Annotated in this window: 22 protein-coding genes and 4 tRNA genes; 12 read left to right on the plus strand and 14 right to left on the minus strand. The window is 54.4% G+C overall.

Annotated features, from left to right (window positions below):
- From ACJBF3_RS01790 to ACJBF3_RS01815, 6 genes are all read right to left on the minus strand, one after another.
- Positions 1 to 1,707 (minus strand): OmpA family protein, encoded by a 1,707-nt coding sequence (locus tag ACJBF3_RS01790; RefSeq protein ID WP_045331844.1) that lies wholly within the window; start codon positions 1,705 to 1,707, stop codon positions 1 to 3.
- Positions 1,704 to 2,393, minus strand: coding sequence for a type VI secretion system protein TssL, short form (gene tssL / locus ACJBF3_RS01795; protein ID WP_045331843.1), 690 nt, complete (start codon positions 2,391 to 2,393; stop codon positions 1,704 to 1,706). The genes ACJBF3_RS01790 and tssL overlap by 4 nt, the downstream gene beginning before the upstream one ends.
- Positions 2,390 to 3,733, minus strand: coding sequence for a type VI secretion system baseplate subunit TssK (gene tssK, locus ACJBF3_RS01800; protein WP_161799258.1), 1,344 nt, complete (start codon positions 3,731 to 3,733; stop codon positions 2,390 to 2,392). The genes tssL and tssK overlap by 4 nt, the downstream gene beginning before the upstream one ends.
- A gap of 13 nt (positions 3,734 to 3,746) precedes the next feature.
- Entirely contained in the window at positions 3,747 to 5,291 is a 1,545-nt protein-coding gene (tssC, locus tag ACJBF3_RS01805; RefSeq protein ID WP_045331841.1) for a type VI secretion system contractile sheath large subunit, read from the minus strand.
- A gap of 32 nt (positions 5,292 to 5,323) precedes the next feature.
- Positions 5,324 to 5,821 (minus strand): type VI secretion system contractile sheath small subunit, encoded by a 498-nt coding sequence (gene tssB, locus ACJBF3_RS01810; RefSeq protein ID WP_045331840.1) that lies wholly within the window; start codon positions 5,819 to 5,821, stop codon positions 5,324 to 5,326.
- A 642-nt stretch (positions 5,822 to 6,463) separates the two neighbouring features.
- Positions 6,464 to 6,601 (minus strand): hypothetical protein, encoded by a 138-nt coding sequence (locus tag ACJBF3_RS01815; RefSeq protein ID WP_162531748.1) that lies wholly within the window; start codon positions 6,599 to 6,601, stop codon positions 6,464 to 6,466.
- A 12-nt stretch (positions 6,602 to 6,613) separates the two neighbouring features.
- Here ACJBF3_RS01815 and lpxP point away from each other — a divergent pair, with 12 nt between their 5' ends.
- Together lpxP and ypdK are read left to right on the plus strand one after the other, a co-directional pair.
- Positions 6,614 to 7,534, plus strand: coding sequence for a kdo(2)-lipid IV(A) palmitoleoyltransferase (gene lpxP, locus ACJBF3_RS01820; RefSeq protein ID WP_088475383.1), 921 nt, complete (start codon positions 6,614 to 6,616; stop codon positions 7,532 to 7,534).
- Between the two features lie 358 nt (positions 7,535 to 7,892).
- Positions 7,893 to 7,964 (plus strand): membrane protein YpdK, encoded by a 72-nt coding sequence (gene ypdK, locus ACJBF3_RS01825; RefSeq protein WP_099458937.1) that lies wholly within the window; start codon positions 7,893 to 7,895, stop codon positions 7,962 to 7,964.
- A 48-nt stretch (positions 7,965 to 8,012) separates the two neighbouring features.
- On the opposite strand, the gene alaC is transcribed toward ypdK, so the two are convergent.
- Positions 8,013 to 9,251, minus strand: a complete 1,239-nt coding sequence (alaC, locus tag ACJBF3_RS01830) for an alanine transaminase (protein WP_045331838.1) — start codon at positions 9,249 to 9,251, stop codon at positions 8,013 to 8,015.
- A gap of 386 nt (positions 9,252 to 9,637) precedes the next feature.
- On the opposite strand from alaC, the gene ACJBF3_RS01835 reads away from it, so the two are divergent.
- Positions 9,638 to 11,344, plus strand: a complete 1,707-nt coding sequence (locus tag ACJBF3_RS01835) for a sensor histidine kinase (RefSeq protein WP_045331835.1) — start codon at positions 9,638 to 9,640, stop codon at positions 11,342 to 11,344.
- A gap of 3 nt (positions 11,345 to 11,347) precedes the next feature.
- Positions 11,348 to 12,079, plus strand: coding sequence for a LytTR family DNA-binding domain-containing protein (locus tag ACJBF3_RS01840; protein WP_045331834.1), 732 nt, complete (start codon positions 11,348 to 11,350; stop codon positions 12,077 to 12,079).
- A 35-nt stretch (positions 12,080 to 12,114) separates the two neighbouring features.
- On the opposite strand, the gene glk is transcribed toward ACJBF3_RS01840, so the two are convergent.
- The gene (gene glk, locus ACJBF3_RS01845) at positions 12,115 to 13,080 is read right to left on the minus strand and encodes a glucokinase (protein WP_045331833.1); all 966 of its coding nucleotides are present in this window, start codon (positions 13,078 to 13,080) and stop codon (positions 12,115 to 12,117) included.
- Between the two features lie 205 nt (positions 13,081 to 13,285).
- Between glk and ACJBF3_RS01850 the strand changes: the two genes are divergently transcribed.
- The gene (locus tag ACJBF3_RS01850; RefSeq protein ID WP_045331830.1) at positions 13,286 to 14,521 is read left to right on the plus strand and encodes an ion channel protein; all 1,236 of its coding nucleotides are present in this window, start codon (positions 13,286 to 13,288) and stop codon (positions 14,519 to 14,521) included.
- Here the strand turns inward: ACJBF3_RS01850 and ipdC are convergent, their stop codons facing one another.
- Positions 14,522 to 16,180, minus strand: a complete 1,659-nt coding sequence (gene ipdC, locus ACJBF3_RS01855) for an indolepyruvate decarboxylase (protein ID WP_406544652.1) — start codon at positions 16,178 to 16,180, stop codon at positions 14,522 to 14,524. It abuts the gene before it with no gap.
- A gap of 185 nt (positions 16,181 to 16,365) precedes the next feature.
- On the opposite strand from ipdC, the gene mgrA reads away from it, so the two are divergent.
- Together mgrA and ACJBF3_RS01865 are read left to right on the plus strand one after the other, a co-directional pair.
- Positions 16,366 to 17,364, plus strand: a complete 999-nt coding sequence (mgrA, locus tag ACJBF3_RS01860; RefSeq protein ID WP_045331825.1) for an L-glyceraldehyde 3-phosphate reductase — start codon at positions 16,366 to 16,368, stop codon at positions 17,362 to 17,364.
- 126 nt (positions 17,365 to 17,490) lie between these two features.
- Complete coding sequence (locus ACJBF3_RS01865; RefSeq protein ID WP_045331822.1) at positions 17,491 to 17,844, plus strand: DUF2502 domain-containing protein; 354 nt, start codon at positions 17,491 to 17,493, stop codon at positions 17,842 to 17,844.
- Between the two features lie 33 nt (positions 17,845 to 17,877).
- Here the strand turns inward: ACJBF3_RS01865 and ACJBF3_RS01870 are convergent, their stop codons facing one another.
- Complete coding sequence (locus ACJBF3_RS01870) at positions 17,878 to 19,116, minus strand: Nramp family divalent metal transporter (protein ID WP_045331820.1); 1,239 nt, start codon at positions 19,114 to 19,116, stop codon at positions 17,878 to 17,880.
- A gap of 348 nt (positions 19,117 to 19,464) precedes the next feature.
- Here ACJBF3_RS01870 and ACJBF3_RS01875 point away from each other — a divergent pair, with 348 nt between their 5' ends.
- Positions 19,465 to 20,652 carry a NupC/NupG family nucleoside CNT transporter gene (locus tag ACJBF3_RS01875; protein ID WP_014884725.1) on the plus strand — a complete coding sequence of 396 codons (1,188 nt, stop codon included), beginning with the start codon at positions 19,465 to 19,467 and terminating at the stop codon, positions 20,650 to 20,652.
- 43 nt (positions 20,653 to 20,695) lie between these two features.
- On the opposite strand, the gene ACJBF3_RS01880 is transcribed toward ACJBF3_RS01875, so the two are convergent.
- The 3 genes from ACJBF3_RS01880 to ACJBF3_RS01890 form a co-directional block, all read right to left on the minus strand.
- Positions 20,696 to 22,885, minus strand: a complete 2,190-nt coding sequence (locus ACJBF3_RS01880; protein WP_047716475.1) for an EAL domain-containing protein — start codon at positions 22,883 to 22,885, stop codon at positions 20,696 to 20,698.
- Positions 22,886 to 23,100: 215 nt separating this feature from the next.
- Positions 23,101 to 23,176 (minus strand) — tRNA-Ala (locus ACJBF3_RS01885).
- 41 nt (positions 23,177 to 23,217) lie between these two features.
- Positions 23,218 to 23,293 (minus strand) — tRNA-Ala (locus tag ACJBF3_RS01890).
- A gap of 217 nt (positions 23,294 to 23,510) precedes the next feature.
- Between ACJBF3_RS01890 and ACJBF3_RS01895 the strand changes: the two genes are divergently transcribed.
- Together ACJBF3_RS01895 and ACJBF3_RS01900 are read left to right on the plus strand one after the other, a co-directional pair.
- A complete protein-coding gene (locus ACJBF3_RS01895; RefSeq protein WP_045332208.1) occupies positions 23,511 to 23,873 on the plus strand; it encodes a YfeC-like transcriptional regulator in 363 nt (120 codons plus the stop codon).
- Position 23,874: 1 nt separating this feature from the next.
- Positions 23,875 to 24,267, plus strand: coding sequence for a YfeC-like transcriptional regulator (locus ACJBF3_RS01900; RefSeq protein WP_045332205.1), 393 nt, complete (start codon positions 23,875 to 23,877; stop codon positions 24,265 to 24,267).
- A 44-nt stretch (positions 24,268 to 24,311) separates the two neighbouring features.
- Here ACJBF3_RS01900 and gltX read toward each other — a convergent pair whose 3' ends face one another.
- Positions 24,312 to 25,727 (minus strand): glutamate--tRNA ligase, encoded by a 1,416-nt coding sequence (gene gltX / locus ACJBF3_RS01905; RefSeq protein ID WP_045332202.1) that lies wholly within the window; start codon positions 25,725 to 25,727, stop codon positions 24,312 to 24,314.
- A gap of 258 nt (positions 25,728 to 25,985) precedes the next feature.
- Between gltX and ACJBF3_RS01910 the strand changes: the two genes are divergently transcribed.
- Positions 25,986 to 26,061: transfer RNA gene (locus ACJBF3_RS01910), tRNA-Val, on the plus strand.
- Positions 26,062 to 26,102: 41 nt separating this feature from the next.
- Positions 26,103 to 26,178 (plus strand) — tRNA-Val (locus ACJBF3_RS01915).

The following is a 26,178-nucleotide window of genomic DNA, read 5'->3' on the forward strand; positions in this document are numbered from 1 at the left end:
TTACTCTCCATTTAATTGTGATGCGCCATCATCCTGCGATGGCGCCGGGTGTTTGCCGGGTATCTGACAGGCGTTCGCCTGCGGTACCAGACTGATTTCGACACGTCGGTTGAGCGCTCGCCCTTCCGGTGTGTCATTGGTTGCGACAGGACGGCTCTCGCCATAGCCCTGTACCGCAAAACAGCTTTCCGGCACGTCGCCGGTATCTCGCATCCAGTTGCGTACCGCTTCGGCACGTTTCAGAGACAGCGTCTGGTTTAATTGCGGATTGCCGGTGTTATCGGTGTGACCAGACATGACAATCAGCCAGCCCGGCTTGGCCTTAACCCCCACCAGGGAGTTGACCAGCATTTTGGTAGAACCGGCTTTCAGCAAGAACTTGCCGGAATCGAACAGCGACATGCTGTCGAGGCGTACAATTTTCGGTGCCGGCTTGGGTTTCAGCTGCGGTTTTGGAGGCTCCGGCACATAGGAGCGGATCGCTTCCAGTACCGGCATCCGCAGGCGTTCTCCCTGATAAAGCCCCAGGCCCAGACGGGCCGGTACGCCATTACGCGCCAGGTCATCCAGCAGTGCCGCATCTTCGCGGAGGACCGCAACAGCGCCAGACTTCGGGCCGTAGTTATCCATGGCAATGCTGTCGTAACGGGCAATATCGAAGCTCACGCGATGAAGGAGTTGGCGATTGTTCCAGCCGCTGCTGAGCAGTGCGGCGATAGCCGCGACGGTGAAAAGGCCAAGGGCACAGCGCCAGGTGCGGGCTCGGGGCGTGAGCCCGCATCCCTCCGGTAGCTGCGGCAGGATAAAATCCGGGAAGGGTGAAATCACCGTACTGTCCGTGCCCACTGGATGCCAGCCGGTCACCTGCTGAATGGCGGTATGACGCGACAACCACGCCGTCCAGGCCGATGACGCCAGGCTCCCGGCAAGAATCGGCCCCATTCCCCATAACACCGTTGCGGGTGCAATGGCGGGCATATCAGGATCCTCATCCATAAATACCGACTGGACGTGGTGATGGAACCAGTTCATCAAGCTATTCATCAGCACCTGCTGCTGCATCACAGGCGCACCGCCGGTGGTCACCCACGCGGAGATCGAACAAGGTGCGTTCGATTCACGCCAGACCCTCATCCCTTCGCCTGGTATAGCCGCCTGCCAGAGCATGTCATTCGCCATTGCGCTGCCAACCTGACCATTCAGAATCAAAGGCACAGAATGACCTGTCTCCTTACGCAGTTGGCCGATCTGCCAGCGCAGGGCCAGCAGACGGCTGGTAAGCCCCTCGCTATCAACATGCTTCTGCGGGCAAACACTGACCATCACCGACAGCTGACGGCCCCAGTCAGGTCGCAGCCACAGGATCTGCCGGACTACCTGATCGAGATCCTGATGATCCTCAACGCGGATCCAACACCCTTGCGTGACGGTGAGTACCGGTGACGGCTGAGGCCAGGTTAGCGCCAGATCGCCACAAACCAGCACCACGGGTTGACGGTAAGTTGCATCGGGAAGGTCGTCCAGATGTAAGAAGATGTCATGCTCCGCACGACGACTGGCGACATACCAGAACGCGACGATAAGCCCGAGCATCGCCAGCAGCACGAACGCCGAAACCAGTCGGGATACCGGCAGAAACCCTAAGCAGACCACCGCACTTAACAGGGCAGCCCACAGCGCAATCCCGCGCTGTTGTGCAAGACTCATTTTACGACTCCCGGCAACAGGTTCTGCACCATCTGATCGAGCCAGCGATCCAGCCCCCACCAGAGCGCGGCAAGAATAATCACGCTTAGCCCAATGCGTACGGGCCATGATTCCAGCCACCCGCCCATTCCCCGTCCGGCACGGCTTTCGGCCAACACAGACTGAGACGGCGGAAAGCTGAACGGAGTGACCCGTTCACTCAGCGCCGTGACGAGCTTCTGACGCTCCGGATCGTTTAGCGAGCGGAAGTTCCCCATAAAACCCAGCATCATCACTCGCTGGAAGCAGGTCAGGACGGCAATGTCTGGTGCTGGCTCACGCAGCACATCGCGCATCCGATCGCACAGCGTGTCACCGGCATCCATCGTGCCGAGAAAATGCCCTTGCAGCGGTATGTCGTACCACTGCACACAGGCGTCATCCTCCACACCGCGACCTTTGACCGCTTCATCAAGCAAGGCGCATTGTGCAGTGAGGATATGTTCACAGCTGGCCTCATCCAGTTCACTGGCTTTCAGCTCACGCTGAACGCGCTCCACATCAGCGATACAGCGCTCCCACAGGACCCGACCTTCTCCTTCCTGAAACTGCGGGCCATGACGAAGGCTAATAACCTGAAGCCAGGTATCCTGCAGTAAAGCATCAATATCCACCGGCACGGCAGTGCCATGTTTACGTTCATTCATGTTCTCAGTACCGCAAAGAGTTCAAGTTCAGGCTCGCCAAGCATGCCCGGGACGTAAAACATGCATGTTCCGCTCTGGAGCATTTCTGTCGCCAATGGATGAGAGAGATCGAGACTGAAATACTGATTTTCCAGGCGCAGTGGAATGGCAGCAGGAACATGGCGCAGCGGCATTAACGGCACGCCCACACGGGACGAGTTGACGATCCCCCGCACATGGTCGGGACTGCCCACCTTACACTGGCGTGGAAACTGTTCCTGCAGTTGGGCAACAGGTATGGGTGAACGCACGGAAAGGTAGTAATCGGCCCCTTCACGCAGACGGGGGTCATGCAGACGCGCCTGCCAGAAGTGCAGCCGTGGGTCATAGTCGAGTGACAGCGCAACCACGCGGGACGGCAGGCTGGCTTCAAGCAGATCGCCAAGCAAATCAAACATCGGCGGAAATACCGCATTGAGTTGCTCATGATGCCAGGCCGGTATGGCACTCACCTGATGCTCCAGAGAGAAGGTCAGCAGGCTTCCGGCCAGGCGAGAAAGTTCCGGATACAGGCGTTCCGGCGGGCTTTGCAGGTTACGCTGGAACTGGCCAAGCACGGGCTCGGCACTGTTCAGCGCGTTAAGCAGCCAAAAAAGTGACACATCAGCCACGGCGAAGTCAGCCATGCGTTCATTGCTTTCACGACGCATTGCCATAAGCCGGGAAAGGCGGGTTCGCAACTGGGTCATCAGCTGTTCCAACTGGGTAACCAGCCAACGGCTGCCCTGGATAGCCAGCAGAGGAGGGAGGAATGTCTCATCTATTTGCCATGAACCCTGCGAATCTTGCTGCAGTCGGGCGACCGGACACGTCAGATAATCACTGTTGTTCTGATAGTCAAAACGCAGCGTCAGTTCAGGATGCATCACGGCAATCTGACGGGTATCCTCCCCAAAAGTATTGCGTACATCTCGCCAGTGCTGACGATATCGCACCGGACGCTCAGCGACTTCATCGGGCTTCAGGCAGTTACCGCCGTTCGCCCGCAGCAGCGGGAGTGCCAGCACTACCGTCACCGCCTGCGATTCGCTTTCAAGCGACAGGACCGGTGGCAGCAAATCAGCGTTGTCAGTGTCAATCAGCGTACCGTCCTGAAAACGAACGTGCAGATGACGCGCCTGAATACGTCCAAGCTTGAGGGCGTCCGGTTCAAAGACAGCATCAATGACTCCCCAGGGACAGGAGAGCCCCAGCCGGGCAATACATTCGGCAGACCAGGCCGCATACGCGACCTGTTGCTGAAAATGCTGGGGAGAGACCATAATGCCCCTGCCCCATAACGGTTGTTCCGTTTTCATCAGCTTCCTGCCTGTTTTACGATTTCGCTTTCGGCATCTGGGAAACCAGCGACAGGTTGACGTCCATGCCTTCAACCTGGAAGTGCGGGATCGCGTACAGCTTCACGCGGAAGAAGCCCGGGTTGTCTTCAATATCTTCAACGACCACTTTCGCATCACGCAGTGGGTGAGACGCCTGCAGTTCGTCTCCCGGATCGGTCATTTCGGTGACCAGGCTGCGGACCCAGGTATTTAGCTCCAGTTCAAGCAGTCGGCGATCCTTGGTAGTACCGATGTTTTCGCGCTGAATCAGCTTCAGGTAATGGGCGATACGCGACAGCAGGAAGATGTACGGCAGACGCGCGTTGATGCGGCTGTTAGCCGTTGCATCCGCGGTGTCATAGAGCGCCGGTTTCTGAGTGGAGTTGGCCGAGAAGAAGCAGGCGTAGTCGCGGTTTTTGTAGTAGGACAACGGTATGAAGCCCAGATTTGCGAATTCGAATTCACGCGTTTCAGGGATCATCACCTCGCTCGGGATTTTTACCTGATTGCCGGTCCCCAGGTCATACAGATGGATAGGCAGATCCTGCACCGCACCGCCGGCCTGCGGCCCACGGATTTGTACGCACCAGCCATTATTGATAAAGCTGCGCACCATGTTGGAGGCGAAAGCAAACGATGCATTGGTCCACAGATATTTGTCGTGATCCGGGCCTTTGACTTCTTCGACATAGTTGAAGCTGCGAACCGGAACGGTATCCGGGCCATACGGTAAACGTCCCAGCACGCGCGGCATCACCAGACCAATGTAGCGAGCGTCGTCCGTATCGCGGAACGATTTCCACTTGATGTACTCGGCGCGGTCAAAATAGTTACCAATATCTTTAATCGCAGCAACGTCTTCCATAGATTCTTTCAGGAAGAATTTCGGACCCGCCGAGCCAATAAACGGCATGTGTGCAGCCGCAGACACTTTAGAGATGTTGCGCAGCAGCGCGACATCCTGCGCTGAAGCATCGAACTCGTAAGCGGAAATCAGTGCCGCAATCGGCTCGCCGCCTGGGGTGTCATATTCATCAATGTAGGTGTGTTTATACAGACCGCTCTGGACGATTTCCGGGCTGTCTTCAAAGTCCTGGCGCAGGTCTTCTTTAGACATACTCAGCAGCTCAATTTTCACGTTCTGACGAAAATCTGTTTTATCAACCAGCGACTTCACCCCGCGCCACAGGCTTTCAACCGCCTGAAACTCTTCATGGTGCATAACCGCGTCCAGCTGGCGGCTGATCTGGTAATCGAGCTCAGCGATGTGGTGGTCTATCAGGCTTTTATCCAGTTTTTCGACCTTTGAGCCGGCTTTGGTCAGGCATTCCAGAAAGACCTGCATACCGGCAGTCAGACGCTCATCGGCGGTCGCATCTGACATCGCCTGAGCATCTTGCCAGATGTCCAGCGCGCTCAGCTCGGAGACAGGGCTCAGATTAATTTTCTCAAAAAGAGAGGCGTAAACCCCACCCGCAGCGGGACGTTCCAGCACCACGCTTTCACCGCCAGTAATATTATTTTGTACAGACATGAGCATTCCTTGATGAATCCGTTAAAACAGCCTGATGATTAAGGTTTTTTTGGTGCCAGTGCTGAGAGCTCATTTCGCAGTTCAGCACTAAGCGACTGGTCCAGAACGATTTTTTCCAGCTCTTTTCGGAAAGTCTGGTTATCCAACAGGTTAGCCTTAAGATCGCGAAGCAAGTTGCGCATCGCCAGCATCGCTTTCAGCTGCGGTATCTGGGCAGCTACCTGCTCTGGCGTGAAATCTTTCATGCTCTGGAAAGTGAGCTGAATGTTGTCCTCACCACCATCGTCAGACAGCGTATTTTTAACAGTCAGATTAACTTTTGGGGAATATTCGGAAAGAACGCTATCAAAATTATTTTTGGTGATGCTAATCTTTTCGCGCTCAGATATTGTCGCAGAGTCCTGCCCATTGCTGAAATCACCCGCAACCAGTAATTTCAGCGGTAATTCCATTTTCTTGCTTGCCCCGCCCGTATGCAGGTCAAGCTTGAGGTTAATACGTGCCTTGGGCACTTCATTCTGAAAACTGTCAGCCATCTCTTCATCCCTCATTGATTTGCTACGGCAACTTCACGGTATCGTTCTTCATGCGCAATATTAGAATAATGATCGACATAAAATCAAATACGCAGATCTTTTATCCGAGATAAGAAATTTCTTAAGAATTTTCCACTAAAAGATTATGGCAAATTACCCTGCCACCTTAGGAAAAGACACTGCTTTTGGTATGCAAACCGAGTATTTATATCGAAAAAATGATCAAAGGCAGTTAGACCCAGAAAAAATTATCTTATATTGATTTGCATCAAGACAATGGAACCAAAAATCATAAATGGACTGTGATTTAACATTACAGAATGAGGAAAAGAAGATACCTGCAAATAATGATAACAAGCCGAACCATTGATGGCGAAAATAAAACATAAGAATGTTCACACGGAATTTTCCTATCCGCGAATTCAGAATCGATAAATAACATTCTTAATGTGGAGAATAAGTTCGGAATTAACACCCTGCTTTTTCCTATTCACGCCTTGATTAAAAGATGGCCTGCCTCCCCTGCCCATGCAGAGAGAAGGCACTGACAGCCAGTGATGATAAAATCCGTTAAATCAAACACCTCCAGAGTCGCCGCTTTTTTAATCAAAAACGAGCAATAGCACATATCGTATAACGGTGCTACATTACGCCGCCCACCCAAATCAGCAGTGGACAGGCAACGCCGTAAAGTTCGGTAAAGCCTGCAACCATCACCTTGAAGAACGGTCTTATCGGCACGTCGTATCGCAAACTCTGCGCTACCTTTACAGGCTTCACATAGGTTTCACTATCTTGTCTCAATCCCAATTTCAACGTGCGTTCTTACACCCACGTTACTGGTTTACATGGTTTGGTCTTGGCGTTCTCTGGCTGCTGGTTCAACTTCCGTACCCTGTCCTGCGATTGCTGGGGTCGAAACTGGGCAGCGTTTCCCGCGTTTTCCTGAAACGTCGCGAATCCATCGCGCGTAAAAATATCGAGCTGTGTTTTCCACAGTACAATGCCGAAGAGCGCGAAAAACTCATCGCTGAAAACTTCAAGTCTATCGGCATGGCGCTGCTTGAAACCGGCATGGCCTGGTTCTGGCCAGATGAGCGTGTCCGCAAGTGGTTTGACGTGGAAGGGCTGGATAACCTTAAACGCGCGCAGATGCAAAAACGCGGCGTGATGGTTGTCGGCGTTCACTTTATGTCGCTGGAGCTGGGCGGCCGCGTGATGGGGCTTTGCCAGCCAATGATGGCAACCTACAGACCGCACAACAGCGCGCTCATGGAGTGGGTGCAGACCCGTGGCCGCATGCGTTCTAATAAGGCGATGATCAGCCGTAATAACCTGCGCGGTATGGTCGGTGCTCTCAAGAAAGGAGAGGCCGTCTGGTTTGCTCCCGATCAGGATTATGGACGTAAAGGCAGCAGCTTTGCGCCATTCTTTGCGGTGAAAGACGTGGCGACGACGAACGGTACCTTCGTCATTTCACGTCTGTCGGGTGCCTCTATGCTGACCGTGACGATGGTGAGAAAAGCAGATAAATCAGGCTATCGTCTGCACATCTCCCCTGAGATGGCTAACTACCCGGAAAACGAATGCGAAGCCGCGGCGTTTATCAATAAGGTCATCGAAACGGAAATCATGCGTGCGCCAGAGCAGTATCTGTGGATGCATCGTCGATTCAAAACCCGCCCTCTTGGCGAAGCCTCGCTCTATATGTAAGCTCTTCATAAAGGTTAGTTTCGCTAAGAAACTAACCTTTTCAATCACCTGACAAGCCATTGAGAAACTCGCTTTCATTGCGTCGCCCAAAGTGAATTTATTGCGATGCGAAATTAAACTGTCGCCGTTCCACGACACTCGTAAGTGACGGAAATTATTTAAAAAAATCCCTCTTGTCACCCCTCATTTTTAGGCGTACATTAGCGCCGTCTGGCAACAGGAAAGCACAGAATTCTGAGCTGGTGTTAAAGGCGTAACGGGAAAATTCTCATTTCCGTTTTGACCGGATTCCAGTTCTCTATAATCAGGTGGACTCTGTTTTTAAATGCGTACCACAAGATACGCGGAGCGATGAAACGTGAAATATTTCTTTATGGGCATTTCGGTGATTGTTTTAGTCTGGGCCGGAACCTTTGCCCTGATGATCTAGTGAAGAACATGCAGTCAAAAAAAGGAGCCGATGGCTCCTTTTTTTATGTCATGACGACGCGGGATTGTCAGCCACGCTTTTCGAGGAGAGGAGCCCGTCGGCGCGGAACATACTCTTGATGCCCCTGACCGCCTGACGAATACGGTCGCTGTTTTCAATCAGGGCAAACCGCACATGGGTGTCGCCATAATCACCAAAGCCAATGCCCGGCGATACGCATACCTTCGCATCCTGCAACAGCTTCTTGGCAAACTCCAGCGATCCCATCGCCGCGTACGGCTCCGGAATTTTCGCCCAGACGTACATGGACGCTTTCGGCATTTCCACCATCCAGCCCGCCTCATGCAGCCCTTTTACCAGCACGTCGCGGCGACGCTTATACTGCGCGGCAATTTCGTGAACGCACTGCTGATCGCCTTCCAGGGCAGCGATAGCCGCGACCTGCAGCGGCGTGAAGGTACCGTAGTCGTGATAACTCTTAATGCGCGCCAGTGCACTCACCAGCGTTTTGTTACCCACCATAAAGCCAATACGCCAGCCCGCCATGTTGTAGCTTTTCGACAGGGTAAAGAACTCGACCGCCACGTCACGCGCGCCCGGGACCTGCATAATGGACGGGGCTTTCCAGCCGTCGTAGACGATGTCAGCATAGGCTAAATCGTGAACCACCAGCACGTCATAACGCTTGGCCAGGGCGACGACCTTCTCGAAGAAGTCGAGCTCCACGCACTGCGCCGTTGGGTTCGACGGGAAACCGAGGATCATCATCTTGGGTTTCGGATAGCTTTCGCGAATCGCACGTTCCAGCTCGTTAAAGAAATCGACGCCTTCCACCAGCGGCACGGAGCGGACCTGCGCCCCGGCAATCACCGCACCGTAGATGTGGATCGGGTAGCTTGGATTAGGCACCAGCACCGTATCGCCATGATCCAGCGTGGCGAGCATCAGGTGTGCCAGCCCCTCTTTCGAGCCGATGGTGACAATCGCTTCACTTTCAGGATCGATATCTACCTGATAGCGATCCTGATACCAGCGCGAGATCGCGCGACGTAACCTGGGAATACCGCGAGAGGTGGAGTAGCCGTGCGTATCCGGGCGCTGGGCAACCGTACAGAGCTTCTCAACGATATGCGGTGGCGTGGGGCCGTCTGGGTTACCCATGCTGAAATCGATAATGTCTTCGCCGCGCCGACGCGCAGCCATCTTCAGTTCAGCAGTGATATTAAAAACGTAAGGGGGGAGACGATCGATACGCGTAAAACGGCGTTCAGGACTGAATTCAGCCATAGATTCCTCAGATTAACGTTAGCGCCCGGACCGTCCGAGCGACGCTGCCACCGATGTGGCATGTTTAGAAAATAACCTGAAAAAAATCATGCTGTCGAGAGGGAAGTGAAAAAAAAGCGCTCGTCTGAAAACCGGAAACCTGCCGCCCGGAAAAGCGGAAGCCCCTGTTTCGGGAGCGGTGTTCTGATATCCGTTATTTAACAAGGTGATATCAACCCAGTTACCTGACGATGCGCCGCGAGGAAAAAATCGGGACGCATCAGTCGTCGCCAGATAATCCCCTTTGACAATTATGGTTTTTCCTCATTTCATAAACCTGACGGATAGCTGGTCATCACGCGCCAGGTTTTTTATCATGGTTCTTTCCCGTTTTCCCAGGTTTCCTCGTGCACGAAATATTCACTATGCTGCTGGCGGTTTTTGACCGTGCGGCATTAATGCTGATTTGCCTGTTCTTCCTTATTCGCATTCGCCTGTTTCGCGAGTTGTTGCACAAATCAGCCCACTCCCCAAAGGAGCTGCTGGCCGTTACCGCCATCTTCTCGCTGTTCGCCCTGTTCAGCACCTGGTCCGGCGTGCCGGTAGAGGGTTCGCTGGTTAACGTGCGCATTATCGCCGTCATGTCCGGCGGGATTTTGTTTGGCCCATGGGTCGGCGTTATCACCGGCCTGATTGCCGGGACGCACCGCTACCTTATTGATATCGGTGGCGTCACGGCGGTGCCGTGCTTTATCACCAGCATTATCGCCGGTGTGCTTTCCGGCTGGATCGGCCGCAAAATCCCGAAAAAACAGCGCTGGCGCGCCGGGATCGTCGCAGGCATGGCGTGCGAAACGCTGACCATGATCCTGGTCGTCGTCTGGGCGCCGACCACCGCCCTGGGGCTGGATATCGTCTCGAAAATCGGTATTCCGATGATCCTGGGCAGCGTGTGCATCGGTTTTATCGTGCTGCTGGTGCAGAGCGTTGAAGGGGAAAAAGAGGCCAGCGCCGCCCGTCAGGCCAAGCTGGCGCTGGACATCGCCAACAAAACGCTGCCGCTTTTTCGCCACGTTAACGCGGAATCGCTGCGTCAGGTTTGCGAGATCATTCGCCACGACATCCACGCAGACGCCGTCGCCATCACCAATATCGATCGCGTACTGGCCTACGTTGGCGTTGGCGAGCACAACTATCGCGACAACGATGACACCATTAGCCCGACCACCCGACAGGCGATTAATTACGGTAAAATCATCATTAAGAACAATGATGAAGCCCACCGAACGCCGGAAATCCACTCCATGCTGGTGATCCCGCTGTGGGAGAAAGGCGTCGTGACGGGCACGCTGAAAATTTATTACTGTCACGCGCATCAGATCACCTCCTCCCTGCAGGAGATGGCGATTGGCCTGTCGCAGATCATCTCCACCCAGCTTGAGGTTTCCCGTGCAGAACAGCTGCGTGAGATGGCAAATAAGGCAGAGCTGCGCGCGCTGCAGAGCAAAATCAATCCCCATTTCCTGTTTAACGCCCTGAACGCCATCTCCTCGTCCATCCGGCTGAATCCGGACACCGCGCGCCAGCTCATTTTTAACCTGTCGCGCTATCTGCGCTACAACATCGAGCTGAAGGATGACGAGCAGATCGACATCAAAAAAGAGCTGTATCAGATCAAGGACTACATCGCCATTGAGCAGGCGCGCTTTGGCGACAAGCTCACGGTCATTTACGATATTGATGAAGAGGTTAACTGCGTGATCCCAAGCCTGCTCATTCAGCCGCTGGTCGAAAACGCGATTGTTCATGGTATTCAGCCCTGTAAAGGCAAAGGCGTTGTCACCATCAGCGTTACCGAAAGCGGCAACCGCGTGCGTATTGCCGTGCGCGATACCGGCCACGGAATTGATCCCAACGTCATTGAACGCGTGGAGTCTAACGAGATGCCGGGAAATAAAATCGGCCTGCTGAACGTGCATCATCGGGTCAAGCTGCTTTACGGCGACGGACTGCATATTCAGCGTCTTGAACCGGGCACCGAAATTGCTTTTTATGTCCCGAACGAGCGCTCTCCCGTTCATTCGCCAACATCACTGTTGCCCCAGGTGGAGTAGCCCATGAAAGTTATCATCGTAGAAGATGAATTCCTGGCCCAGCAGGAGCTCACCTGGCTTATCAACACCCACAGCCAGATGGAGATTGTGGGCACCTTTGATGACGGTCTGGACGTGCTGAAGTTTTTGCAGCATAACCGGGTCGACGCCATTTTCCTGGATATTAATATCCCGTCGCTGGATGGCGTACTGCTGGCGCAAAACATCAATCAGTTCGCCCACAAGCCGTTTATTGTTTTCGTTACCGCCTGGAAAGAGCACGCCGTTGAGGCCTTCGAGCTGGAGGCGTTTGACTATATCCTTAAGCCTTACCAGGAATCGCGGATTGTCAGCATGCTGCAAAAGCTGGAGGCCGCATGGCAGCAGCAGAATGCCCCTGCCAGCGCCAGCCCAACGGTACGGGAAAACGACACCATTAATCTGGTCAAGGATGAGCGCATCATCGTGACGCCGGTTAATGATATCTACTATGCCGAAGCCCATGAAAAGATGACGTTTGTCTATACGCGGCGGGAATCTTACGTGATGGCGATGAACATCACCGAGTTTTGCAGCAAGCTGCCGACGGCACACTTTTTCCGCTGCCACCGCTCGTTCTGCGTGAATTTAAATAAGATCCGCGAGATCGAACCGTGGTTTAACAACACCTATATTTTGCGTCTGAAGGATCTGGATTTTCAGGTGCCGGTGAGCCGCAGCAAAGTGAAAGAGTTCCGTCAGCTGATGCACCTGTAAAGCAAAAGCCCTCTCCCGCGGGAGAGGGCCAGGCGTCAGAGGATTTGACCGAGAACCTGGCGCAGATGGGCGCCCGAGCCCAGCAGGCCAGGGTTGTCATGCACGATCAGATACACCGGGATGTCCTGCACGTAGCTTCTGAAACGCCCTTTATCTTCAAACCCGCCGCGGAAGCCCGAGGCTTTAAAGAAGTCGAGGAAGCGCGGCACGATCCCGCCCGCAATATAGACCCCGCCGAAGGTGCCCAGCGTCAGCGCCAGGTTGCCGCCGAAGCGTCCCATGATCACGCAGAACAGCGACAGGGCACGACGGCAGTCAATGCAGCTGTCCGCCAGCGCACGTTCGGTGACGTCTTTCGGCTGCAGATTTTCCGGCAGACGACCGTCTGATTTCACAATCGCCCGGTACAGGTTCACCAGCCCCGGACCAGAAAGGACGCGCTCGGCGGAGACGTGGCCGATCTCAGCGCGTAACTCTTCGAGGATAATGCCCTCTTCTTCGCTGTTTGGCGCAAAGTCAACGTGGCCGCCCTCGCCCGGCAGGCTCACCCAGCGCTGCGCGACATGCACCAGATGCGAAACGCCCAGACCGGTGCCGGCCCCGTAAACCGCAATCGGCTTGCCCTCGACCGGCTCACCGCCGCCAAACTGGATCAGATGCTCCGGCTTCAGCATCGGGATCGCCATGGACACCGCGGTGAAGTCGTTGATGATTTCGAGATGCGCAAAGCCGAGGTTTTTTTTCATCTCGGCGATGGAGAATGCCCAGGTATGGTTGGTCATGGCGACCCAGTCGCCGGTTATCGGGCAGGCAATGGCGATGCAGCCATCTTCGACGCTGACCTGATGCTCGTCCAGATAGACGCGGACAACGGCCTCAAGGCTCGGATAATCCAGCCCGGAGTAGGTTTTCGCCCGGGAAATTTCACCGCTATTTACATCGCATAGTGCGAGGCGCGCGTTCGTGCCGCCCACATCGCCTACCAAAGCATACTTTGTCATTCTTCTACTGCTCCGCTAAAGTCAGAATAAATCTTTGGGACACTGTAAATTCAAGGCGTGATAACAACAACGACCGGAAGGTGAATGCCCATGGATTATCGATCTTCGTCACAGAATAACTTTACCGTTTCAGCACCTTTTGCACTATTGCCATAAAGCTTAATGTGCAAAGTAACGTAATACCGTTTTGTACAAGGAAATCATCATGCTCCACCCGCGAGCCAGAACCATGCTGTTGCTGGCGATTCCGGCGCTCATCATTGGCGTGGCCTCAAGCCTGGCGCTTATCGTCGTGATGAAAGTCGCGTCGGTGCTACAAAGCCTGTTATGGACAGCGCTACCGGCCAGACTGGGCGCCACCGCTGACTCGCCTGCCTGGATTGTTATGATGCTGACGCTGACCGGGATTGCGGTGGGCCTGGCGATCCGTTTCAGTCCCGGCCATGCTGGCCCCGATCCGGCACAGGAACCGCTGATTGGCGCCCCGGTTGCCCCCTCGGCACTGCCAGGGCTTATCATCGCGTTGATTCTGGGCCTGGCCGGCGGCGTTAGTCTGGGGCCCGAGCATCCGATTATGGCGGTGAATATTGGCCTGGCGGTTTTCCTCGGTTCGCGCATTTTGCCGCGGGTCAGCGCGCTGGACTGGACCATTCTAGCCTCCGCAGGCACCATCGGGGCGCTTTTCGGCACGCCCGTTGCGGCGGCACTGATCTTCTCTCAGACGCTCAGCAGCAATAATGACGTCCCGCTGTGGGATAAACTCTTTGCGCCGCTGATGGCCGCAGCCGCTGGGGCGTTGACGACCAGCCTGTTTTTTCATCCTCATTTTTCACTCTCGCTCCCCCACTACGGCCAGATGCAGATTGCGGATATATTCAGCGGCGCCGTCGTGGTCGCCATCGCCATCGCGCTGGGAATGGTGGCGGTATGGTGCCTTCCACGCCTGCACCGGCTGGTGCATAAACTCAGGCACCCGGTGCTGATTTTGGGGGTCGGCGGTTTGACCCTCGGCATTTTAGGAGCGATCGGCGGGACGGTGACGCTGTTCAAAGGTCTGGACGAGATGCAGCAGCTGGCCTTCAGCCAGGTGTTCAGCGTCTCTGACTATCTGCTGTTTGCCGTAATTAAGCTGGCCGCGCTGGTGGTGGCGGCAGCCTGCGGGTTCCGCGGTGGGCGCATCTTCCCGGCGGTGTTTGTCGGCGTGGCGCTGGGCCTGATGCTGCACGAGCATGTCGATGCGGTTCCGGCGGCAATTACCGTCTCCTGCTCGATTCTCGGGCTGGTACTGGTGGTCACGCGCGACGCGTGGCTCAGCCTGTTTATGGCCGCCGTAGTGGTTCCGGATACCACCCTCATCCCGTTACTTTGCATCGTGATGTTGCCCGCCTGGCTCCTGCTGGCGGGCAAACCGATGATGATGGCCTGGCGAAACGACAAATAATCAGGCGTTATTGCGCGCTTCCAGCGCTTTGGTGAGCGCGCCCAGCAGCGGCGGGATGTCGGATTTCGGCAGCATGACCTCGATCAGCGAAAGCCGCTCGTGGTGCGCCACTTTTTCAAGCACGTCCGCCAGCTGCTCCGCTTCACTGACCCGCCAGCACTGGGCCTGAGGATCAAGGCTAAGAGCCTGCGGGATTTGCGTCCAGTTCCACAGCGCGATGTCGTTATACCGCTGCTCCGGCCCGTGGATCGCCCTTTCCACCGTGTACCCTTCGTTGTTAAGGACCAGAATGATGGGGCGCTGTTTATCCCGCAGCATCGAGCCAAGCTCCTGGATGGTGAGCTGCGCCGCGCCATCCCCCGTCAAAACAATCACGCGCCGGTTCGGGCAGGCGGTTTGCGCGCCAAACGCCGCCGCCAGCGTGTAGCCGATCGATCCCCACAGGGGCTGGACGATAAAATTCACGTCAGCCGGAAGACGCAGGTCGATCGCGCCGAAGGCCGAGGTGCCCTGATCCGCAAGAATAATGTCCCCCGGGCGGATAAACGTCTGCAGCGTTTTCCAGAAATTCTCCTGCGTCAGCGAGCCATCCGGCTGCGGATAGGCCATCGCACCCTGAGGGGACGGCAACGGCGTACCGTGCACGTGCTGTTTAGACAGCTCCACCAGCGTTTCAATCGCCTGAAGCATGGGGATGCCGGTAAACCAGACGTCACCAACGCGTGAGGCATGAGGCTGGACCTCTAACGTTTGCGCCGGGGTGAGCTTATGGGTGAAACCTGCCGTCAGGGTATCGGTAAATCGCGTGCCGATGCATAAGACCGTATCTGCCCCTTCAATCGCCTCTTTTACCGCGCTGGCGCTCGCCGAACCGCTGTAGGTGCCGTAAAAACCGGCGTGACGTTCGTCAAATATGCCTTTGCCCATCAGCATGGTGGCGTGCGCCATCGGCACCTCCTTGACCCATTTCTGTAGGGCATGCTTAAGGCCATGGCGAAGGACAAGGAAATCGGCCAGCAGCGCAGTTCGCTTACTCATGGCCAGCTTGCCCTCTGCGGCATCCCGGAACGCCTTCAGGCAGGCGGTGTCGGCATGGGCGTGCCTGAGCGTGAGAGCGTTTACAGGCGGGGTGGCGGCCTTTTTCGCCACGTCGGCGGGGAGCATCAGATAGCCGGGGCGACGCTCCCGGAGCATAGTTGTTAATACCCGGTCAATCTCATAGCAGGCGTTTTGCTCGGTCAGGATCGCCTGTGCAACGGTGACCGGCTCGCTCATATGGTAGAAATGACGAAACTCACCGTCTCCCAGCGTATGGTGCAGCAGCTCCCCTCGTTGCTGTGCCGCCGTACCCGGCGCGCCCACAATATGCAGTACCGGAACGTGCTCGGCATAGCTGCCCGCAATGCCGTTCATCGCGCTTAACTCTCCTACGCCAAATGTCGTCAGCAGCGCGGCGAAGCCCTTGCATCGGGCATATCCGTCCGCGGCATAAGAAGCATTTAACTCGTTGGCACAGCCCACCCAACAGATATCCGGGCTGTCTATCACATGGTCGAGAAACTGCAGGTTATAGTCGCCCGGCACGCCAAAAAGATGATCGGTTCCACAATCTCTTAGGCGGTCCAGCAGGTAATCGGCGACGCAGTATGGGGTACGCATGAACAGGTATCCTTCTAATGTTTGACCTCACCTTGAGTATTAAATAAGCGTGATGGCTGTCCAGAATTGGCGACAAGAAGGGCATGGAAAGAATGCTTTACAAAAAAGGCTGCGCTATGCTGCTTTTTTTCACGCTAATGTAAACGCATACACCGAATTTTTCTTCAGCGCCAGAGGTCATGAGAATGGGTTACCAGCCGGACAAAAATCGTTACACGACAATGGAGTATCGCCGCTGCGGGCAAAGCGGGCTCAGGTTACCTGCCATCTCGCTTGGGCTGTGGCATAATTTTGGCGACACCACGCTTATCGAAAACAGCCGTCAACTTTTACAGCGCGCGTTCGATCTGGGGATTACGCATTTCGACCTTGCCAACAACTATGGCCCGCCTCCGGGATCCGCCGAACGTAATTTTGGCCGTATTTTGCAGGAGGATTTCCTGCCCTGGCGCGATGAGCTGATCGTCTCGACCAAAGCGGGTTATACCATGTGGGAGGGCCCGTACGGCGACTGGGGGTCACGCAAATATCTGCTGGCAAGCCTCGATCAAAGCCTGAAGCGTATGGGGCTGGAGTATGTGGATATCTTTTATCATCACCGTCCAGACCCGCATACGCCGCTGCTGGAAACCATGAAAGCGCTTGACCATGTGGTGCGCCAGGGGAAAGCGCTGTACGTCGGGTTATCCAACTACCCGGCTGTTCTGGCCCGCCAGGCGATTGATATCCTTAACGACCTCGGTACGCCCTGCCTTATCCACCAGCCGAAGTACTCCCTCTTTGAACGTGCGCCGGAAGCGGGGCTGCTGGAGGTGTTGCAGGAAAAAGGGGTTGGCTGCATTCCCTTCTCGCCGCTGGCCGGCGGGCAACTGACCAACCGCTATCTGAACGGCATTCCCGCAGACTCCCGCGCGGCAAGCGGCAGTCAATTCCTTAACCCTGACCAGATCACCGAAGAAAAGCTGGAGAAGGTAAGAAAGCTGAACGCCATGGCGGAAGCGCGCGGCCAGAAGCTGTCGCAGATGGCGCTGGCCTGGGTATTACGCCATGAGAACGTGACGTCGGTGCTGATTGGGGCAAGTAAAGCGGCACAGATTGATGACGCCGTGGGCATGCTGGAAAACCGCCATTTCTCTGCGGAAGAACTGGACCGTATAGAAGAGATTCTGGGCAGCTCAAAATAAAACACTTTTAGCAAAAAGTGCTCTCATTCAGGAATTCGGAGTTGAGGCGATGATACGAGCCTTTACCAACTCGTAATATTGCGTTAACAGGCCCCACAAAGGCCCCGATCGTGAAGGAGAAAGAGTATGTTCAGGTCACTGATTCTTGCAGCGGTATTACTGGCTTCATCAGCCCCGCTGATCGCCACTGCGGGCGAAATCACCCTGTTGCCATCAGTAAAATTACAAATTGGCGATCGTGACGACTACGGCAGATACTGGGACGGCGGCTACTGGCGCGACCGTGACTACTGGCATCGTCACTACGAGTGGCGCGGCGATCGCTGGTGGAAGCATGATAACGGCAGACACCGTGGATGGTACAAAGACAAAGCGTACGAGCGCGGCTACCGTGAAGGCTGGAACGACCGTGACGACCGCCGAGGCGGCTGGGGTCGCGGCAGAGGTCACGGACATGGCCACCACGGTCATGATGACTAACAGAAAAAAGGAGCCTCACGGCTCCTTTTTCTTTTAAAGCCCCAACGCGGTGCCAATCAGCAGCCACAGGTTCAGCGCCACGACCACCACCACGATGGCCCACCCGGCCCGTTTCACCAGGGTTGAGTTCACCAGCTCGCCCATCAGGCTTTTATTGCTGGTAAAGATCAGCAGCGGCACCAGCGCCAGCGCGATGCCAAAACTCAGCAGCACCTGGCTCATCACCAGAATTCGCGTTGGGTCGAGCCCCATCAGAATCACAACAATTGACGGCAGCATGGTGACAGAGCGACGCACCCACAGCGGAATATGGAACCGGACAAATCCCTGCATCACCACCTGGCCTGCCAGCGTCCCCACCACCGTAGAAGAGAGACCGGCAGCCACCAGGCTGAGGCCAAATATCGTGGCTGCCGCATGGCTCAGCAGCGGCTCCAGCGTGAGATACGCCTGGTCGAGATCGGCAATACCGGTATGCCCGTTAAAGTGGAAAGCCGCAGCTGCCGTCGCCATCATCGCCAGATTCACAAATCCCGCGATGGTCATGGCGATCGCCACATCCCACTTGGTGGCGGAGTAACGCTCTTTACGCGTCCCGCCGTGGAGATGCTGAGTGAGAGAGGAGTGGAGGTAAATCACATGCGGCATGATGGTCGCCCCCAGCACCCCGGCGGCCAGGAACACCGCTTCAGAGGTTGGCAGGCTTGGGATCACCATTCCTTTACCGAGCTGCGCCAGGTTCGGCTGGGAGAAAACCAGCTCGACGATATAGGCCGCCGCGACAAACAGCAGCAGGCCGCCGATGACCTTCTCCAGCGGCTTTTGACCCCGACGCTGCAGCATCAGGATAAGGAACGTAGCAATCCCGGTCAGTACCGCCCCCTGCAGCAGCGACACGCCCAGAATCAGCTTAAATCCGATCGCGGCGCCGATAAACTCAGCGAGATCGGTGGCCATGGCGATGATTTCCGCCTGAACCCAGTAGAGCCAGACGGCCGGACGCGGATAATGGTCGCGAATTTGCTCCGCCAGGTTTTTACCCGTGGCAATCCCCAGCTTCGCAGAAAGCATCTGAATCAGCATCGCCATCAGGTTCGCCCAGACGACCACCCACAGCAGCTTATAGCCGAAGCTGGCCCCGGCCTGAATATTGGTCGCAAAGTTACCGGGATCGATATAGCCAATGGCAGCGATGAACGCAGGTCCCATTAATGCGAACCGCAACTTGCGCGCGGCTCTGCCACTGCTACCCTCTACGCGACTGTTTGTCATTTCTGCCTCTGAAATATAGCCTTTGCTATGTTTAATGCTATCAAAATGAGAATGATTATCAAGATCATTTATGATGTTTGCAGTGATTTCTCTGATAGCTTTGAACGATAGACGGGCGGGTAAGTGGGGCGATCTAACAGAAACTGAAATCGCGCGCGCTTTTGTGAAGATTAGCACACAAACTTAACTTTTCACTCATTTACCTAACATAACAAAAATGTATTGTGGATCACTATTTTTGAGACTCGTCACAGGATGTAACTATAGTGTGTCCTCGATCTCGTTTTCTTTTCGCTTGTTACATAGAATGTGCACGAAAATTAAACCTGCCTCATATTTGGAGCAAATATGGACCGCGTCCTTCATTTTGTCCTGGCACTTGTTGTCGTTACTGCACTTGCATTGCTGGTCAGCACAGACCGCAAAAAAATTCGTATCCGTTATGTTGTCCAGCTGCTGGTCATTGAAGTTTTACTTGCGTGGTTCTTCCTGAACTCCAACGTAGGCCTCGGCTTCGTGAAAGGCTTCTCCGAAATGTTCGAAAAACTGCTCGGATTCGCCAACGAAGGGACCAACTTTGTCTTCGGTAAAATGAACGACGAAGGCCTGGCGTTCTTCTTCCTGAAGGTTCTGTGCCCTATCGTCTTCATCTCCGCGCTGATCGGTATTCTGCAGCACATCCGCGTTCTGCCGTTCGTTATTCGTGGAATTGGTTTCCTGTTATCGAAAGTGAACGGCATGGGTAAGCTGGAATCTTTCAACGCCGTCAGTTCCCTGATCCTCGGTCAGTCTGAGAACTTCATCGCGTATAAAGATATTCTCGGCAAAATGTCCCGTAACCGCATGTACACCATGGCGGCAACCGCGATGTCTACCGTTTCCATGTCTATCGTGGGCGCGTATATGACCATGCTGGAGCCGAAGTATGTGGTTGCCGCGCTGGTTCTGAACATGTTCAGCACCTTTATCGTGCTGTCGCTGATCAACCCGTACCGCGTTGACGCCAGCGAAGAGAACATCCAGATGTCAAACCTGCACGAAGGCCAGAGCTTCTTTGAAATGCTGGGTGAATACATTCTGGCCGGTTTCAAGGTAGCGGTTATTGTTGCCGCCATGCTGATCGGCTTCATTGCGCTGATTTCTGCGCTGAACGCCCTGTTCGCCGCGGTGCTGGGTATCTCCTTCCAGGGCATTCTGGGCTACATCTTCTACCCGGTTGCATGGGTGATGGGCGTGCCGGCTCACGAAGCGCTTCAGGTGGGCAGTATTATGGCAACCAAACTGGTTTCTAACGAATTCGTTGCGATGATGGATCTGCAGAAAATTGCCAGCACCCTTTCTCCGCGCGCGGAAGGCATTCTGTCCGTGTTCCTGGTCTCCTTTGCGAACTTCTCGTCCATCGGGATTATCGCGGGGGCGATTAAAGGCCTGAACGAAGAGCAGGGTAACGTGGTTTCTCGCTTCGGCCTGAAGCTGGTTTACGGCTCTACGCTGGTAAGCGTCCTGTCTGCTTCCATCGCGGCACTGGTTCTGTAACGTTTAGCGTTAAACAAAAACCGGGAGCCTGCTCCCGGTTTTTTTATGCCCGTAATTCTTCCAGCGGTTGGGGTTTGCCTATCAGATAGCCCTGCAGGTAATCCACGCCGAAGCGGAGCAGCATCTCCCGCTGGGCCGGTGTTTCTACGTATTCCGCGACGACGCACAGCGATTTCGTCTTCGCCAGATTACACATGGACTGCACGATCATCGCATCCATATCATCGGTACAGATGTCTTTCACGAAGCAGCCGTCAATCTTAATGATGTCTGCCTGCAGGCGTCTGAGGCGCTCATAGTTAGCGTAGCCAGTACCAAAATCATCAATAGCAATCCGGAAACCATAATCCCGCAGCTGCTGAATATTGTGGATGCTGCAGCCTGAATTTGAGAAGGCCTGCTCCTCGGTAATCTCAATCACGACGGCCTGAGGCGCCACGCCGTAGCGTTCAAACAGCGCGCAAATCTCGGTCCCCACCTCTTTTTGCATCAGCGTGAGCGGCATAAGATTGACAGAGAAACGAACGCCGGCCTGCGTTGCGGGGTGTTCGCGCAGCCACACCAGTAATTTTTCCATAACGCACATATCAAACCGGTGGCTGAGGTTAAACTGCGCTATCAGCGGAATAAAGCGGTCAGGAGTAATGATCTCCCCCTCGCTCTCCATACGCGTCAGAATTTCGTAATACCCGCTCCCGTCCGCCTTCTGGATGGGCTGTGCGTATAAATGGAATTGATCCGCCTCCAGGGCATGCTTAATCCGCGCCAGCATCAGGACGCGCTCTGTCGTTTGTCCTGATGCCGCCTCAAGGCTATTGGTAAGTGCGAGAACGTTGTGCTCTCCGCAGGCCTGCTCTGCCAGCCAGCTCAGCTGCCCCAGCGTGTGGTGCAGCTTTTCGCCGTTTTCGACCATTCCCCAGGACGCACCAAATTCAATGTCCAGCCCGGTGTTGTTCCAGAAAATCTTACGGCTGTTCAGCCGATCAACCATGTGCTGGAGGCGTTCGGCGATGCCCGGGCCCAGTAGTACCAGCACCAGCTCGCTTCCCGGTAGCTGGAAGAGCGTCTCATCTTTCTGCAAAAGTGGCTGAAGCGACGAGGCGATCGTTCGTTTGCAATGGACCCGCATCAGGATCCCATAGTGGCGGCTCAAAAATTCCAGGTTGTCCATACGCAGAATGCAGACTTTGGCATCCGGATGTACCTCAAGATGCTCCTCCAGCGCACGAATATTGGGCAAACCGGTCAGCGGATCGGTCAGCGCCCTGCCCTGCCAGCCCCGCTTCAGCCACTCGCTGCGCTGGTAAATCCGCGACATGTAAAGCAGGCAGATGGCAAAAGAGATCAGCACGGAGAGAATAAAGGAGAGCGAATGGCCCGATTCCACCCCATTCAGGAAGTTATAGTTGTAGGTCAACAGCAGAAGCGCAGAAACTGCCCAAAGCAGAGAGATAAGCGCATAGGTCAGTCGGCTTATCGCCAGGGTAAAAAGAATAAAAATCAGCGGCATTAAATAGCCCGCAATCACGGGGGATTCAAAAGGCCCACATAAAATGGCAAGAATGAAGCCTAAAAGCATCAGCCAAACAGATATATACAATGAATTTTTATGGGTAAAAATGGGCGCCACGCTCCGCCGCCAGAAGGTGATGGCATAGCGAGGATTAATTATCATTCTTAATGGGTAATAGAACATCATGGTAAAAATCAACGCCGCACATATCAGGCTTTGTATATCCACAACGTTATAAATTACCGTACCTTCGCCGAAAAAGGTTGAAATAGTCACCGGAAAATCAAAGAAATAGCCTGCCAAATACATCGACAGCTTAATACCTAACGGCACGATAAAACCGAGCCAGAATATCCGTAGCCCGATGTGCCTATTAGGGATGCTGTAGCGCCAGCGCTTGCCCAGCATGAGGCGCAGCAGGCCGCACGCCGCGAACAGCGCAAAGGTCTGACAAAACAGTAAAACTGAATATTGTAGCGGTGCTAAATTAACATAAAATAAATTAGTGATAGTAAAACCTAACACAATGGGAAGAATTGCCCGGCGCCCAAATAGCAGAATTATCGCCAGCATAACGCTGAGAGGTAACCATGCTAAATAAACGTCGTGACCATTCACAATTGCGCGGGGAGAAAGATAACGGGAGACAGGTACCGCAATCAGGCAAAGAGCCAGGGCAATTATAAATATCTTTACATTATCGTACGTTTTTCTATTCATTAAGTTGATGGGTATATTATCCGCTCGAATCATTGACCGGATGGATAATAGGTTTATTAATTGCACGAATCAAGTTCAAGTCTATTTATAGACTGGTTTATTGACGTCGATTGAGGTGAGGTATGGGAATACCTTCTTTTTGATAACAAAATACGGTGGCAGGCGTAACATACAGATAAAAAAAACCCCCGTCATTCGACGAGGGTTTACAATTTTGGTGGAGCTAAGCGGGATCGAACCGCTGACCTCTTGCATGCCATGCAAGCGCTCTCCCAGCTGAGCTATAGCCCCACATGTGACTTTACTGACCGCACTCTGTTGGGTTCAGAGTTTGGTGGAGCTAAGCGGGATCGAACCGCTGACCTCTTGCATGCCATGCAAGCGCTCTCCCAGCTGAGCTATAGCCCCATCGTAAAGCTGTCATGTTGACGGGCGGCATAATATGAATTCCGCTGCGGAGTGTCAACGGCAAAATCAACGACCGCCGTTCGATCGCCGAAAAATCATGCAAATGAAACACTTTGCGAGCCTGCTCGCAGTCAGGAGTTAAGCCTGTCACGTTTTCACGTAAAACGGTGCTATAAAATGAGCCGTTAATTAACCCCACTGATATTCAGGAAATTGCATGATCAAGGAACGAATGACGCCGGAAGAGTTAGCCCTCCTCACTGGCTATAGCCGACAGACCATCAATAAATGGGTACGCAAAGAGGGTTGGATTACGTCACCAAAACCAGGCGTCCAGGGCGGGAAAGCGCGCCTGGTACATGTGAATGAAAAAGTTCGTGATTTTATTCGCAGCGCACGTCGCGCAAGCGAAACGTCCGAACTGCCGGAAGGCACCAGCCATGACGGGTCGCTTCACGCCCTGCTCCTGACGCTGGCCAATGAAATGACGCCGGAAGAACAGAAGCAGATGACATCGCTGTTAATGCGGGAAGGGATTACCGGATTGTTGCAACGTTTAGGGATTCGCGATCAGAACTGATATGAAAAAATTACGGAGCAAAATGACCACGGAAGAGCTGGCGGAGAGTTTGGGCGTTGCCAGACAAACGGTTAATCGCTGGATACGCCAGCAGGGGTGGAAAACAGAAGGACTCAACGGCGTGAAAGGTGGTCGTGCACGGCTGATTCATGTCGATGCGCGGGTAAAGGAACATATTATGAGCCTCCCGGCGGTTCGCAACCGTCAGGCGGTTTATCATCTCGCAGAGGCCACGTCATCCTACAATAACCCCTCTTCAAATCTGTCTCCGGGTATTATCGAGACGCTGGAGAGTATGACTCCGTCAGAGCAGAAGCGGCTGGACACCTTATTGAAACGCGAAGGCATCCACGGTTTTCTTGTGCGTCTGGGTATCGCGGAAGAAGAGGCATAAAAAAACGGCAGGTTACCCTGCCGTTTGCTTTATCTGAGACGTGATTACTGCTGACTTTCACGTTCAGCGATAAAGTCCAGCGCCTTGTTGATGCGCGCCACGCTGCGTGATTTGCCGATCGCGTGAACCGTTACATCCAGCGCCGGAGACTGTCCCGCACCGGTTACCGCTACGCGCAGCGGCATACCGACTTTACCCATGCCGACTTCCAGTTCGTCTGCCGTCGCCTGAATGGCGTGATGCACATTCTCAGCGGTCCACTCGGTAAGGGCGGCCAGCTTGTCACGCACCACTTCCAGCGGCTGACGCGCAACCGGGCGGAGGTGTTTCTTCGCGGCGTCCGCGTCGAACGCGTCAAACTCTTCATAGAAGTAGCGGCAGCTTTCGGCAATCTCTTTCAGCGTTTTGCAGCGCTCGCCGAGCAGTTTCACCAGGTCCGCCAGCTCTGGGCCCGTGCGGGTATCAATATTTGCCTGCTCAATGTGCCACTGCAGATACGTCGCCACATATTCTGGCGGCATGGTATTGATGTAGTGATGGTTCAGCCACAGCAGCTTGTCGGTATTAAATGCGCTCGCGGATTTACTAACAGAACTCAGAGAGAACAGTTCGATCATCTCTTCGCGGCTGAAGATCTCCTGGTCACCGTGGGCCCAGCCCAGACGCACCAGATAGTTCAGCAGCGCTTCCGGCAGATAGCCGTCGTCGCGGTACTGCATCACGCTTACCGCACCGTGACGCTTAGAGAGTTTTTTCCCGTCATCACCGTTGATCATGGAGACGTGGGCATAAACAGGCACAGGGGCGTTCAGCGCCTTCAGGATGTTAATCTGACGCGGCGTGTTGTTGATATGGTCCTCACCACGAACAACGTGGGTAATTTCCATATCCCAGTCGTCAACGACCACGCAGAAGTTGTAGGTTGGGGAACCGTCGGTGCGGCGGATGATCAGATCGTCCAGCTCCTGGTTGCTGAATTCAATTGGGCCGCGGATCTGGTCGTCAAAGATCACCGAGCCCTCTTGCGGGTTAGCAAAACGCACTACGCAAGGCTCATCAGCTGCATGCTCGCTGTGGTCGTGGCGGCAGCGGCCGTCATAACGCGGTTTTTCACCGTTCGCCATCTGCGCTTCACGCAGCGCGTCCAGACGCTCTTTCGAGCAGTAGCATTTATACGCCTTGCCCGCCACCAGCATTTCATCAATGACGGCGTTATAGCGGTCAAAGCGTTTGGTCTGGAAGTAAGGGCCTTCATCCCATTCCAGATTCAGCCAGTTCATCCCATCCATAATGGCTTCAATTGCTTCCGGGGTGGAGCGCTCGAGATCGGTGTCTTCAATACGCAGCACGAACTCACCTTTGTTGTGGCGTGCGAAAAGCCAGGAATAGAGAGCGGTACGTGCACCACCGACGTGCAGATAGCCTGTCGGGCTCGGCGCGAAGCGAGTTTTGATTTTCATGAAATGGCCTTACGTTATAAAGATGCCGGCAATCGGCAAATCCTGGGGAAAAAACGATGGGCAATATTCTATCACTGTGGGGGGATTCCTCAATGTCGATCCCTTTATCATGGCCGAGTTTGCGATTTTTGTTTAGAAATCATGCTCCATAGCCCGTTTCGCGATCGTTTTGTTTAATTTTACGACGAACGAATAAAAACTTTAGAAAATGCGTTGACTCATTTTCAACTCTCCCTATAATGCGACTCCACACAGCGGGGGTGATTAGCTCAGTTGGTAGAGCATCTCCTTTACACGGAGGGGGTCGGCGGTTCGAGCCCGTCATCACCCACCATCTACTTCGGTAGACTCGCAGTGTAGATAAGTATTGAGATTGGGCGATTAGCTCAGTTGGTAGAGCATCTCCTTTACACGGAGGGGGTCGGCGGTTCGAGCCCGTCATCGCCCACCA

The organism is Enterobacter sp. PP-008-ECC_S150 (assembly GCF_045257065.1).
GTDB lineage: Bacteria > Pseudomonadota > Gammaproteobacteria > Enterobacterales > Enterobacteriaceae > Enterobacter > Enterobacter chengduensis.

Coding starts and splice junctions, on each gene's coding strand:
- glk (WP_045331833.1), bottom strand. CDS start 13,080: ATGACAAAGTATGCTTTGGTAGGCGATGTGGGCGGCACGAACGCGCGC.
- tssB (WP_045331840.1), bottom strand. CDS start 5,821: ATGGCTGACAGTTTTCAGAATGAAGTGCCCAAGGCACGTATTAACCTC.
- tssL (WP_045331843.1), bottom strand. CDS start 2,393: ATGAATGAACGTAAACATGGCACTGCCGTGCCGGTGGATATTGATGCT.
- ACJBF3_RS01900 (WP_045332205.1), top strand. CDS start 23,875: ATGAAAAAATTACGGAGCAAAATGACCACGGAAGAGCTGGCGGAGAGT.
- ACJBF3_RS01840 (WP_045331834.1), top strand. CDS start 11,348: ATGAAAGTTATCATCGTAGAAGATGAATTCCTGGCCCAGCAGGAGCTC.
- ACJBF3_RS01880 (WP_047716475.1), bottom strand. CDS start 22,885: ATGAATAGAAAAACGTACGATAATGTAAAGATATTTATAATTGCCCTG.
- ACJBF3_RS01875 (WP_014884725.1), top strand. CDS start 19,465: ATGGACCGCGTCCTTCATTTTGTCCTGGCACTTGTTGTCGTTACTGCA.
- ACJBF3_RS01865 (WP_045331822.1), top strand. CDS start 17,491: ATGTTCAGGTCACTGATTCTTGCAGCGGTATTACTGGCTTCATCAGCC.
- ipdC (WP_406544652.1), bottom strand. CDS start 16,180: ATGCGTACCCCATACTGCGTCGCCGATTACCTGCTGGACCGCCTAAGA.
- alaC (WP_045331838.1), bottom strand. CDS start 9,251: ATGGCTGAATTCAGTCCTGAACGCCGTTTTACGCGTATCGATCGTCTC.
- tssC (WP_045331841.1), bottom strand. CDS start 5,291: ATGCTCATGTCTGTACAAAATAATATTACTGGCGGTGAAAGCGTGGTG.
- ACJBF3_RS01895 (WP_045332208.1), top strand. CDS start 23,511: ATGATCAAGGAACGAATGACGCCGGAAGAGTTAGCCCTCCTCACTGGC.
- gltX (WP_045332202.1), bottom strand. CDS start 25,727: ATGAAAATCAAAACTCGCTTCGCGCCGAGCCCGACAGGCTATCTGCAC.
- mgrA (WP_045331825.1), top strand. CDS start 16,366: ATGGGTTACCAGCCGGACAAAAATCGTTACACGACAATGGAGTATCGC.
- ACJBF3_RS01870 (WP_045331820.1), bottom strand. CDS start 19,116: ATGACAAACAGTCGCGTAGAGGGTAGCAGTGGCAGAGCCGCGCGCAAG.
- ACJBF3_RS01850 (WP_045331830.1), top strand. CDS start 13,286: ATGCTCCACCCGCGAGCCAGAACCATGCTGTTGCTGGCGATTCCGGCG.
- ACJBF3_RS01790 (WP_045331844.1), bottom strand. CDS start 1,707: ATGAGTCTTGCACAACAGCGCGGGATTGCGCTGTGGGCTGCCCTGTTA.